The following is a 12,373-nucleotide window of genomic DNA, read 5'->3' on the forward strand; positions in this document are numbered from 1 at the left end:
TGCGGGCCGGAGGCCTGCGCTCCCAGGTTCCGATTAAGCGGAATCCGCCGTAGATATCACTCTTGTGATGCCTGTCCGTTCAACGTCTCTCACGGTTTCACTGCCGCCATCCGCTATGCGATAGCCTGCGATTCCGTTGGAGCCATAAGGGAGAAACCGTCGATGATGTGGAGGCAAGGTGTTGGTCGGCGTGGCGTGCTGGCCGGCGGGGCGTCGCTGCTGCTGCCGGGGGCGTTGCGTGCGCAGGGTGCATACCCGGAGCGACCAGTGAAGTTCATCGTGCCCTATCCGCCGGGCCAGGCCACGGACACCTTCGCGCGCCTGGCGGCCGAGTTGCTGTCGCCGCTGTGGAAGCAGCCCGTCGTGGTCGAGAACAAGGGCGGCGGCGCCGGTATCCCGGTGATGGAGAGCGCCAAGAACGCGCCGGCCGACGGCTACACGATCGTGGTGGCGGCCAGCGGCCAGCTCGGCATCAATCCGGGTCTCTATGCCGGCAAGCTGCCATATGATCCGCTGATCGATTTTGCGCCGTGCACGAACCTCGTGCAGGCGCCGCTGGTGATCACGGCGCACCCGTCGCTGCCGGTCAACACGCTGGCCGAGCTGATCGCGCTGGCGAAAAAGGAACCGGGCCAGCTGGGCTACGGCTCGCCCGGCGTGGGCTCCTCGCAGCACCTGTCGATGGAGCTGTTCAAGCACAAGGCCGCGGTCGACATCCGCAACATTCCCTACAAGGGCAGCGGACCGGCGCTGAGCGATCTACTGGGTGGTCACATCAGGCTGATGATGGACAGCGTCACCTCGGCGCTCTCGAATGTGCGCGAGGGCCGCATCAAGGCGATTGCCGTCACGACCGCCAAGCGCGCGCCGCAGATGCCGGACGTGCCTGCCATCGGCGAGACCATCGCCGGGTTCGACGCCGCCGGCTGGGCCGGCATCGTGGCGCCGGCCAAGACGCCGGCCGCCATCGTCGAGAAGATCAGTGCGGACGTACGCGCGCAGCTCGCCCGGCCCGAGGTGACGAAACGCATCATCGAGCTTGGCGCGGTGGCCGATGCCGGTACGCCCGACGAATACCGCGCCTTCATCAAGGCCGAGGTCGCCAAGTGGACCGAGGTCGTGCGCCTCTCAGGCGCGAAGGTGGAATAGTCTTTCCTCCCCACGCAGTGGGGAGGTGCCCGGAGGACGGAGGGACCCGACGCGGTCTCTACTATCAAGACCACGTCGGGTCCCTCCGCCCTTCGGCCACCTCCCCCAACTGCGTTGAGGGAGGGTTAGCGCGGCAGCGCGAACGCCATGACGGTGTCGCCGATCCTGGTGCCCAGCGCCGAGTGGCCGCCGGCGGCGATGACCACGTATTGCCGGCCGCCGGCGGCGTAGGTCATCGGTGTGGCCTGTCCGCCGGCCGGCAGTTCTCCCGTCCACAGTTCGGTACCGGTCTGCAGGTCGAACGCACGCAGCATGTTGTCGGTGGTGGCACCGATGAATACCAGACCGCCAGCTGTGATGATCGGGCCGCCGAAATTGGGCGTGCCCCAGCGGAACGACAGTCCCAGCGGCACCAGCCCTTTCGTGGTACCCAGCGTCTGCTCCCAGGCCAGCTTGCCGCTCTGCAGGTCGATCGCCGTCAGTGCACCCCACGGCGGTGGATTGCATGGCATGCCCAGCGGCGAGAGCAGGACCTCGCGGCGGATGCCGTAAGGCGCGCCGCGCTGGCGGGTGATCTCCACGCCGGGGTTGGCGCGCCGTGCCGCTTCGACCTGGTCGGCTGGTACCAGGGTCAGCAGCTGTACGACCCGGTTGGTGTTCACCACCATGCGGTTGGAGCGCGGGTCGACCGCGACGCCGCCCCAGTTGGCGCCGCCGCCGCTCATCGGAAACTGGACCGAACCCCGCAGGCTGGGCGGCGTGAACGGGCCTTCGTTGCGCGATCGCTCCAGAACGCGCCGGCAGGCGCGGCGGTCGAAGAAGAGGATGCCGAAGGCGTCATCGCTCGCCAGCGTGTGCGGCACGATCGTGGGCAATCCAGTCGAGTAAGGTTGCGTCGGATGCGTGCGTTCGCCCGGTACATCGGAGGCTGGCACCGGCAGCTCTTCGACCGCGAACAGCGGCGCGCCGGTCTCGCGGTTCAGCACGAAGACGAAGCCCTTCTTGGTGGCAAACACCAGCGCCGGCACTGACTGCCCCTCACGCGTGAGCGTGATGAGGGTGGGGGCCGCTGCCACGTCGGCGTCCCACAGATCGTGATGTACGGTCTGGAAACGCCAGACGACCTCGCCGGTGCGGCCGCGCACGGCGACCACGCTGTTGGCATCGCGGTTCGCGCCCAGCCGCAGGCCACCGTAAAAATCCGGGCTGGGGCTGGAGGTGGGCAGGAACACCAGGTCGCGCTCGACATCGACCGAGATCGGACCCCAGACATTGGCCTGGCCAGTGCGGGCTGCCGACTCGCCTTCCCAGGTCGGGCTGGCGATGAGATCGAACCGGCGCGGTACTGGATCGAACGTCCAGAGCAAGGCGCCGCTGCGCGCGTCGAAGGCGCGCACCATGCCGGACGGCGCATCGATCCGCCGGTTGTCGGCACTGGCCGAGCCCACCACCACGACGTCGCCGATCACGGCGGGCGCCGACGTGATGTGCAACTCCTCGGCGTCCATCAGCGGCTTGTCCGGCACGATGGTGACGATGCCGCCGTTGCCGAATCCGGGGCACAGGCGCCCCGTGCGCGCGTCGAGCGCGATCAGCCGCAGATCGTTGGTCGCCGTCACGATACGCACGGCGCAAGGGGCATCGGCGGCGAGCTGCCGGTCGGTCCATTGCGCCACGCCGCGGCAGGCGATCGCCTTGCCGATCTGCGCGATCGTGGTGTCGGACAGTTGCGGGTCGTACACCCAGCGTTCGGCACCGGTGATCGGATCCAGCGCGATGACGCGATTGAACGGCGTGCAGAACACCAGATGGCCGGCGGCCAGGATCGGCGTCGCCTGGAACTTGCCGCGCCGCGCCGCTGGACCGCGCCGTTCCAGCTCACCGGTGCGATATGTCCAGGCCGGCGCCAGGTGCGCCACGTTGGCTGATGTGATCTGGGCCAGCGCCGAATAGCGCCCATGGCCAGGATCGCTGCCGGTATTGGTCCACGACAAGTCGTCGTCGACCGGCGCCCAAGGCGTGGGCTTGCCGCTGACGGTGCCTTGCGGCGGGCGATACTGGAAGGCGTACACGAAGGCGCCGCCGCCCAGCAGCACAAGGCCCACGATGGCGGCGACAACCCATAGCCACATCCGCCACCTCCCCATGCGACGGGTCATGATCCGGCCTGCGTTGCAAGTGGGCGGCGTGACCGCGCCGCGCCACGTATCTTCAAACCGAACAGCGGGCGCAGGAAGTCGATGCGACGGACTATGCCCTCGTAGATCAGCCACGTGCCGAGGAACGTGGCGCCGGCGGTGAGGACGAATTTCAGGCTGACGGGCAGATCGGCGGAGGCCAGATGGTAGGCGACGATGACCGTCACTGTCTGGTGCAGGATGTAGAACGGGTAGACGGCTTCAGTGGCGTAAGCGAGTCCCGCCGGCCGTGTCCGGAGGTGGCGGGTCACAAAGCCGGTGATGGCGAACAGCCAGGCCAAGCCGTTGATGTTCTCCAGCAGGATGTGGTCCAGCCTGCTGGCCAGCGCCGGGCTGGGCCAGGCCGGGTTCGAGAAGAAGGCAATGTAGAGGGCGGCGTACGAGACGATGCCGACGGCCAATGCCAGCCAGCGCTGGCGCGCCATGAGGTCGAGCAGGAGCGGACCGCGCAGCAGCAGGGCACCGTAGAGCAGCAGCAGTGCCGCGCTGGCCAGCCCGACCCAGTCACCGACCAGCCCGTTGCGGTTGGATGACAGCGGCGCCAGCCAGACCTGGATCGCGGTCGGCGGCAGCACCAGCAGCCAGAGCAAGCCGCCCTGGGCTGCGACGCGCTGGGACAGGCGGTCGAGCGTGGCGGCCCCGGCCGGCGACCGCATCCACAGGAACACCGGCAGCAGCACCAGAGTCAGGATCAGGACATAGGCCAGGAACCAGAGGTGATGCCAACTCATGTTGCCGGCGGGGTAGACGCCGGTGAGGGCCTGCGGCAGGAATTCCAGGAACGAACCGGAAAACTGGCCGCGCTGCAGACGCTCCAGGTAGACCTGCGGCGGCACGATCACCAGCATGCCGAACGCCAAGGGCAGCAGCAGGCGCTGCAGGCGGTCGCGCACGAAGGCACCCGGCGTGCGCCGGCCCAGGGCCAGCAGGATGGCGGCGCCGGACACCAGGAACACCAGCGGCATGCGCCAGCGGTTCATGAACCGCATGACCGCCTCCAGCCACAGCGCGTGCTGGGGATCCTTCACGTGCCAACCCCATGACGTGTAGGCCATGCCGGCGTGGTAGAGGATCAGCAGGCTGAAGGCGCCGACCCTCAGCCAGTCGATGTCGGCGCGACGGTCGGCGGAAGAAGTGGCGATCATGTGAAGGCTCTGGCGGCAGTGGGAACTGCCGCTGTTTGTCGATCACAAGCCCCTGATTCCAGGGCAAAATGTGACGACCGGCACCGGGGCTGTGACGACCGGCGATGAGTTTGGGACGAACGGTTTTCTGCCTCCCCAACCCCGCTCGGGAGGGTTACTCCTTTACGGCGCCGGTCAGGGACGAGACGTAATAGTCGACAAAGAACGAATAGAAGATCGCTACCGGCAGCGAGCCCAGCAGGGAGCCCGCCATCAGGGCACCCCATTGGTAGACGTCGCCCGAGATCAGTTCGGTGATGATGGCCACCGGCACGGTCTTCTTCTCGCTGCTCTGGATGAAGGCCAGCGAGTAGATGAATTCGTTCCATGACAGCGTGAATGAAAAAATCCCGGCGCTGATCAAACCGGGAACGGCCAGCGGCAGGGTGATGCGGCGCAAGATCTGCAGGCGGGTGGCGCCGTCGATCAGGGCGCATTCCTCGAGTTCGTAAGGGATCGACTTGAAGTAGCCGATCAGCAGCCAGGTGCAGAACGGCACCAGGAACGTCGGGAAGGTCAGGATCAGCGCCAGCGGCGAATCGAACAGGCCGAGCTGGAACACCACCGTCGCCAGCGGAATGAACAGGATCGAGGGCGGCACCAGGTAGGCCAGATAGATCGCCAGCCCGACATACTGGCTGCCCCGGAAGCGCAGGCGTTGGATCGCGTAGGCGGCCAGCACGCTGCTGAACAGGGACAGGAAAGTCGAGCAGACCGCGATCAGCATCGTGGTCAGCAGCCACTTGGGATAGGCGGTCTGGAACAGCAGCTTGTAGATGTGGTCCAGCGTCGGGCTGCCGATCAGGAACGGATTGTAGGTCTTGTAGTCGTAGAGCTCGGCATTGGGTTTGAACGACGTCACCGCCATCCAGTAAAACGGAAACAGCAGGATCAGCACGAAGCAGGCGAGCGGCACGTAGAGCAGCACGACCCGGCGCGCGCGGTTGTCCCACGCCATCGCCTCGGGGACGGCAGTGGCGCTGCCCTTGGTTTCGGCAGGAACGTCAGTCATTGCCTTCTCCCTGCTGCCACTTGCGCCGCGCCAGCGCGAAGTAGCTGAAGAGGGTGGCGAATACGAGGAACGGGATCATGGCCACCGCGATCGCGGCGCCTTCTCCCAGCTCGCCGCCGGAGATGCCGCGCTGGAACGCCAGCGTCGCCATCAGATGGGTCGAGTTCACCGGCCCGCCGCGGGTGATGGCGTAGACCAACTGGAAGTCGGTGAAGGTGAAGATGATCGAGAACGTCATCACGATCGCCAGGATCGGCAGCAGCAGCGGGAAGGTGATGTAGCGGAACCGCTGCCATCCGGTGGAGCCGTCGAGCAGGGCCGCCTCATAGAGCGACGGCGAGATCGTCTGCAGGCCGGCCAGCAGCGAGATCGCCACGAACGGAATGCCGCGCCAGATGTTGGCCGCGATCAGCGACCAGCGCGCCGGCCATGTCGTGCCCAGGAAGTCGAAGTAGGTGGTGCGCACGCCCAGCACGTCGACGAACACGTAGGAGATGATCGAGAACTGCGGATCGTAGATCCACCAGAAGGCGATCGCCGACAGGACGGTCGGTACGATCCACGGCAGCAGGATGATGGCGCGCAGCAGGCTCTTGAACGGCAGGTGGTTGTTCAGCAGCAGCGCCAGCCACAGGCCCAGGGCGAACTTCCCGAACGTCGCCACCGCCGTGTAGAAGATGCTGTAGAACACCGCGCTCCAGAACTGCGGGTCTTCCATCAGGTATTCGAAGTTCTCCAGGCCGATCCACTGGCCGCTGCGGCCGATCTTGGTGTCGGTGAAGGCGAGCCAAATGCCCAACCCGAGCGGGTAGGTGAGGAACACCGTCAGCAGACCGACCGCCGGCAGCAGGCAGGCGATGACCAGGAACGGCTTCCAGTCGAACAGGCGCACCAGCCAGTTCGGCTGCGTCCGCTTGGGCGTCCAATCCGATACGGCAGCGACGGCCATGGAACCTCCTGTAAGAGAAGATTCACCACTGAGACACGGAGGACACGGAGATCACAGAGGATGACGTTTAGCGCCGCAGGCGCCCGGATCTCTTCTCTCTGTGTCCTCTGTGCACTCTGTGCCTCTGTGGTGAAGGTTTTCTCTTATCTGCCTCTCTACCCGCGATAATACCGGCGCGTGCGGCGCTCGGCTTCCTTGGCGGCGTCCTCGGGCGTGGCCTGGCCTGACGCGACCGAGGCACACATCTGCACCTGGATGTACTCGGCCGCAACCGTGCCGGAGGCCTGAGTGATCGGCCCTTTATAGCCGGTCCAGAACTGGTTGTTCATGCCCTCGCGGTAGATCGCCAGTTTGGGATCGCTCTCCCACACCTTGCTGGCATTGTACGCCTTCAGCGGATGCGCCCAGTAGCCCAGGCAGCCGGTCAGCCAGGCATCGTACTGTTCGGCCTCCATCATGTAGGTCAGGTACGCCTTGGCCGCGTTCTGGAACTTGGAGTGCTTGAACACCATGGCGTTCAGGACCAGTGCCGACTGCGGTTGCCTGCCGATCACGCCGCTGGGCAGCGGTGCGTGGTTGGTGTCGTCGGCGATCGCCTTGGTGGCGGGGTCGTTCTTGAGCGCGAAGTAGAGCGACACGCCGTTGGCCGTCAGCCAGACTTCGCTGGCGGCAAAGGCGCGGTTGTTGCTGGGATCGCCCCAGCTCATCGTGCCGGCGACGAAATTGGGATAGAGCTCCTTGAGATACTTCAGCGCCGCCACTGTCTCCTTGCTGTTGATGGATACCTTGCCGTCCTCGTCGACCAAATAGGCGCCGTGCGACCACAGCAGCCAGTTGGCGAAGCCGTTGCCGTCGCCGACGGCGTTGCCCAACGCGAAGCCCGCCGGCTTGTTGGCCTTCTTCAACGCCTGGGCGAGCTTCAGGAAGTCTTCATGGGAGCTGGGCACCTTGTCGAAGCCGGCTTCCTTCAGCGCCGACATGCGATAGACGATCGGTCCGGTCGAGCCGCCGAACGGCAGGCCGATCCAGTTGTTGGTCTTGGCGCGCTTGCCGTACTTCTCGCCCAGGAACATCCAGCCGCCATACTTCTTGCCCAGGTACTCGGCGACGTCGGAAAGCTCGATCAGCTTGTCAGTATAGACGTGCGGATCCTCGGCCCATCCCAGCACGATGTCAGGGCCGGCGCCGGTGTTGGCCGACACCGCGGTCTGCTGGCGGATGTCTTCCCAGCCGACGAAGTCGACGCGCACGTTGACACCGGTTTCCTTGGCGAATTTCTCGGTGTTGGCGCGGAAGATCACTTCGTCCGGCTCGACGAAGCGCGCCGGCCGCAGCACGCGCAGGGTGGCGCCGCTCTCGATCGAGAACTTGGGCGCCGTCGCCTCCGCCTTGGGAATCTGTGCCGAGGCGCGCCCGGCGAATGCGAGCGCGGCCGCTGCACCTGCACCCAGCCGGATGCTGTCACGACGCCTGATGATGTAGACCACGGTTTCCTCCTTTGTGAATTTTCTCCCCCACGCAGTGGGGGAGGTGGCCGAAGGCCGGAGGGGGAACACTCGTGGTGCTGATAACAAAGACCACGTCGGCTCCCCTCCGCCCCTTCGGGGCACCTCCCCACTGGCGTGGGGAGGATACGTTCTCCCTCACAGCCGCCGTCCCGTCCCGGGATCGAACAGATGCACCAGCGCGGTGTCCGGACGTACCGGCAGTATTTCGCCCGGCCGCGCCGTGACGCGCTCACGGAAAGCGCCGACGACCGGCGTGTCGCCGACGCGCATGATGACCTGTGTTTCCGATCCCGTCGGCTCGACCACCTGCACGGTGGCGGGAACGCCCGTGGCGCTGTCGATGACGAGATGCTCGGGGCGTACGCCGTAAACCGCCGGGAGGCCGTCGTGCGGTGCCGCGCCGTTGCTGGGCAGAGGCCACTGCGAGCCGTCCTCGGCCCGCAGTGCGCCGTCGGCGATGGTGCCCTTGATGAAGTTCATCGCCGGCGAGCCGATGAAGCCGGCAACGAATAGATTGGCCGGTCGATCGTAGAGTTCCAGGGGCGGGCCGGTCTGCTCGATGTTGCCGTTGTTCATCACCACGATCTTGTCGGCCATGGTCATGGCCTCGATCTGGTCGTGGGTGACATAGACCGTCGTGACCTTCAGCCGCTGGTGCAGTTCCTTGATCTCAGAGCGCATCTGCACGCGCAGCTTGGCGTCGAGGTTGCTGAGCGGCTCGTCGAACAGGAAGACCTGCGGGTTGCGCACGATGGCACGACCCATCGCCACGCGCTGGCGCTGGCCGCCCGAGAGCTGGCGCGGATAGCGGTGCAGCAGCTGCTCCAGGCCCAGGATCTTGGCGGCGCGCCCGACATGCTCCTCCATGACGCCACGCGGCGCGTTCGCCAGCTTCAGCGAGAAGCCCATGTTGTCGAACACGGTCATGTGCGGATAGAGCGCGTAGTTCTGGAACACCATGGCGATGTCCCGGTCCTTGGGCGGCACTGTGTTGACCACCCGGCCGCCGATGGCGATCTCGCCGCCGGTGATGTTCTCCAGACCGGCCAGCATGCGCAGCAGGGTGGACTTGCCGCAGCCGGATGGTCCCACGAGGACCACGAACTCGCCGTCGGCAATATCGACGCTGACGCCATGCAGGACTTCGACCGACCCGAAGGTCTTGGTTGCGTTACGGATGTCGACCGTCGCCATCAATCCTCCCAACGGAACGCCTGCCGGTCATGCTTCTTGGGGCATGATCTGAATTCAGCAGGCTAACACGATGACCCGGGGCACAATCCAGCACCGATGCGACCCATCCCCGCCGATTTAGGCCATTGAACTCCGCCGCCAGATGTTGCAGCCGCCCGTCGCAGGAAGTGTCATCACGTCCGGACCGGCACAACTTTCTCGAAGCGCGGGCGATAGCGGCGGCTGAGGCTGACGACGGCGCCGTCGTCAAGCTTCAGGCGCGAGTCGCCGCTGATCCACGGCTCGACCTCGCGCACGCGCTCGACATTGACGATGTAGGATTTGTGCACCCGCACGAACCGGCTGGGATCGAGCTCGGCCTCCAGCCGCGACAGTGACGAGCGGATGTCGTAGGTCTCGCCGCCGACATGGAGGATGGCGTAGTTGCCGGCAGCCTCGATCCAGGCGATGTCCTGCGCCGACACCAGGATCTCCTTGTCCTTGCGGCGCACCGCGAAGCGCTCCAGCCGACCGGCTGGGCTCCCGGGCGGCGGATCATCAGCCGGCGGTTCGGCGGCTGGCACGTCGGCTATCGTCGCGTCGGTTGCCGCGGCCGCGGGCTTCTCGGCAAAGACATAACGCAGCGCCACCAGCACCGTGCTCAGGATCAGGTAGGTGATGGCGTCCTTGCGGTATTCATAAAACAGCGTGTCGAGGTCGAGCTGGATCGAATAGGTGCGGCCCAGCAGCGGCGCGATCGCCCAGCGCAAGGCGAACATGCCCAGCACATGCACCAGGCTGAACGGCACGGTGATCGCGGCATGAGCCAGCAGGTTGCGGCCCAGCGGCACCGGCGGAAAGCGCCGGTGGAACCAGTAGAGAGCCGGCACCATGGCGCCGATCATCAGGTGACTGGATCCTTCGAGCAGGATGGCCCAGGCCAAGGTCATGGACCGTCCGTGGCGCAGGGCATCGGCGTGCACCGTGGCGACGGCGATCACGGTGATGGCGACCAGGACGATGACCCAGGCCGCCGCGATGCGCTGCCGGTACAGCCACGCGCCGAACCGCTGCCGCCAGGTTGGCGGCACTGCGGGTGGCGGGGTGGGCGCGTCGTCGGGCATGCGTGTCTGAAAGCCTGGGGCCTTCCATAGCGTCTCACCCGGCATTCGTCACGATCCGCCGTAGGAGGGCGATCGCATTCAAACGCAATCCGCTCTACGGTGCGCGCCACACCATCGGAGACCGCCATGAAACTCTACCTGTTGAAGAACGGCGTGAACCCGCGCCGCGTGCGCATCTTTCTCGCCGAGAAGCGGGTACGGCTGGGGACGGACCTGCCGTTCGAGGAATTCGACATGGAGGAGAACAAGGGCCACAAGCAGCTGGCGTATCTCGCCAAGAACCCGATGGGGACGTTGCCGGCGCTGGAGCTGGATGATGGCACGGTGATTGCCGAGTCGGTGGCGATCTGCCGCTACGTCGAGGAGATGATCACCGAGCCGGTGCTGATGGGCCGCGGCGCGCTGGGCGCCGCCACCGTCGAGATGTGGAACCGGCGCATGGAGCTGGAGCTGTTGCTGCCCACCATCGATGTCTTCGTCCACACCCATCCGTTCTGGGTCGGCCGGCGGCCGCAGATCGCGGACTGGGGCGCCGCGCGCCGGACCCACCTGGTCGACCGCATGAAGTGGCTCGATGGCGAGCTCCAGGCGCATCCTTTCATTGCCGGCGACACCTACAGCATCGCCGACATTACGGCGCAGGTCGCGCTGCTGACGGCACGTGGCGCATTGAAGCTCGCGATCCCCGACGACCACGTCCATCTCGCACGCTGGTACGCTGCCGTATCGAGCCGCCCCTCGGCGCGGGCGTAGTGTGACGAGCGCTCACCACGGCGTTCCTTACCGATCGACCATAAGAACGTCTTAGCCGGGAGCGCGCCACTCTCGGGTTTGACAATTGTCAAAGCCGGTCAATAGTCTCCACCAGCACCAGCGTGATGCATCAAACGATCGGGAGGAAAACATGAGCGCCAAGGACCAGGTGATCGCCACCGCGGTCGCCAACCAGGACGTGCCCTTCGCTGTCGCCATGGCGGGCAATGCCAAGGGTGTCACCTACGCGGGCGCGGCGGGCGACGCTGCGCCCGGCCGCAAGGCGGCGCTCGACACCGTGTTTCGCATCTTCTCGATGACCAAGGCGGTCGGCACGACGGCGGCGATGATCCTGGTCGACCGCGGCAAGCTCGATGTCGACACGCCGGTCGAAGACATCCTGCCGGAATTCGCCAAGATCCAGGTGATCGACCGGTTCGACGGCGACAAGCCGGTGATGCGCGCGCCCAGGCGCAAGGCGACGGTGCGCCACCTCGCTACCCACACCTCGGGACTCGCCTACGAATTCTGGAACGCCGACGTCGGCAAGTACATGGCTGCCACCGGCCATCCCTCGATCCTCGCCGGCACCAAGGCGGCGATGTTCTATCCCATGGCGTGCGATCCCGGCACGCGGTGGGAGTACGGCATCGGCATCGACTGGCTGGGGCAGGTCGTCGAGAAAATCGATGGCCGGCGCATCGACCGCTTCCTGCAGGACGAGATCTTCGGGCCGCTCGGCATGAAGGACACCGCCTGCGAGGTGCTCGATCACATGAGGGACAGGCTGGCTGCCGTGTCGATCCGCGGCGAGGACGGCACGTTCGGGCCGTTCGAGATCGCCCCGCCGGCGCAGCCGGAATTCTACGGCATGGGCCATACGCTCTATTCGACGGCACCCGACTATCTGACGTTCCTGCGCCTGTTCCTGAACAAGGGCGCGCTGAACGACCACCGCGTGCTGTCCGAGAAGGGTGTCGAGCGCATGCTGACCGATCACATGAACGGGCTGGCGTTCGACAAGATGATCACCGTGGCGCCGGCGATCACGGCCGACGTCGATCTCTTTCCCGGCACGCGCAAGACGCACAGCTTCGGTTTCCTGCGCAACGAAGCTGACATTCCCGGCATGCGGTCGGCCGGTTCGCAGAGCTGGGCCGGCGTCTGCAACACGCACTACTGGTTCGATCCCCAGAAGGATGTCGCGGCTGTCATCATGACGCAGTCGCTGCCCTTCGTTGAACCGCCGTTGGTGAAGACGTATGAAGCGTACGAGCGGGCGGTGTACGCCGGTTGATCCGGCAATCCCCGCAATGCGCGGGA

The 12,373-nt window shown here is 65.9% G+C and carries 10 protein-coding genes; 3 read left to right on the top strand and 7 right to left on the bottom strand.

Annotated elements, in window-relative coordinates; translation table 11 throughout:
* The first annotated feature begins 162 nt into the window (after positions 1–162).
* Positions 163–1,149 carry a tripartite tricarboxylate transporter substrate binding protein gene (locus tag FQU96_RS18510; RefSeq protein WP_146542803.1) on the top strand — a complete coding sequence of 329 codons (987 nt, stop codon included), beginning with the start codon at positions 163–165 and terminating at the stop codon, positions 1,147–1,149.
* A 125-nt stretch (positions 1,150–1,274) separates the two neighbouring features.
* Here FQU96_RS18510 and FQU96_RS18515 read toward each other — a convergent pair whose 3' ends face one another.
* The 7 genes from FQU96_RS18515 to FQU96_RS18545 form a co-directional block, all read right to left on the bottom strand.
* Entirely contained in the window at positions 1,275–3,281 is a 2,007-nt protein-coding gene (locus FQU96_RS18515) for a pyrroloquinoline quinone-dependent dehydrogenase (RefSeq protein WP_178130577.1), read from the bottom strand.
* Positions 3,282–3,304: 23 nt separating this feature from the next.
* Positions 3,305–4,492, bottom strand: a complete 1,188-nt coding sequence (locus FQU96_RS18520; protein ID WP_146542805.1) for an acyltransferase family protein — start codon at positions 4,490–4,492, stop codon at positions 3,305–3,307.
* A gap of 154 nt (positions 4,493–4,646) precedes the next feature.
* Positions 4,647–5,543 (bottom strand): carbohydrate ABC transporter permease, encoded by an 897-nt coding sequence (locus FQU96_RS18525; RefSeq protein WP_146542806.1) that lies wholly within the window; start codon positions 5,541–5,543, stop codon positions 4,647–4,649.
* Positions 5,536–6,492, bottom strand: coding sequence for a carbohydrate ABC transporter permease (locus tag FQU96_RS18530; protein ID WP_146542807.1), 957 nt, complete (start codon positions 6,490–6,492; stop codon positions 5,536–5,538). Before FQU96_RS18530 ends, FQU96_RS18525 begins: the two co-directional genes overlap by 8 nt.
* 155 nt (positions 6,493–6,647) lie before the next feature.
* Positions 6,648–7,979 carry an ABC transporter substrate-binding protein gene (locus tag FQU96_RS18535; RefSeq protein ID WP_146542808.1) on the bottom strand — a complete coding sequence of 444 codons (1,332 nt, stop codon included), beginning with the start codon at positions 7,977–7,979 and terminating at the stop codon, positions 6,648–6,650.
* A gap of 156 nt (positions 7,980–8,135) precedes the next feature.
* Entirely contained in the window at positions 8,136–9,194 is a 1,059-nt protein-coding gene (locus tag FQU96_RS18540; RefSeq protein WP_146542809.1) for an ABC transporter ATP-binding protein, read from the bottom strand.
* A gap of 173 nt (positions 9,195–9,367) precedes the next feature.
* Positions 9,368–10,297 carry a LytTR family DNA-binding domain-containing protein gene (locus FQU96_RS18545; protein ID WP_178130578.1) on the bottom strand — a complete coding sequence of 310 codons (930 nt, stop codon included), beginning with the start codon at positions 10,295–10,297 and terminating at the stop codon, positions 9,368–9,370.
* Between the two features lie 126 nt (positions 10,298–10,423).
* On the opposite strand from FQU96_RS18545, the gene FQU96_RS18550 reads away from it, so the two are divergent.
* Both FQU96_RS18550 and FQU96_RS18555 read left to right on the top strand, forming a co-directional pair.
* On the top strand, positions 10,424–11,050 hold the full coding sequence (locus tag FQU96_RS18550) for a glutathione S-transferase family protein (RefSeq protein ID WP_146542811.1): 627 nt from the start codon (positions 10,424–10,426) through the stop codon (positions 11,048–11,050).
* A gap of 151 nt (positions 11,051–11,201) precedes the next feature.
* Positions 11,202–12,347 carry a serine hydrolase gene (locus tag FQU96_RS18555; protein ID WP_146542812.1) on the top strand — a complete coding sequence of 382 codons (1,146 nt, stop codon included), beginning with the start codon at positions 11,202–11,204 and terminating at the stop codon, positions 12,345–12,347.
* Positions 12,348–12,373 lie beyond the last annotated feature (26 nt).

Source organism: Reyranella sp. CPCC 100927 (assembly GCF_007859315.1).
Classification (GTDB): Bacteria; Pseudomonadota; Alphaproteobacteria; order Reyranellales; family Reyranellaceae; genus Vineibacter.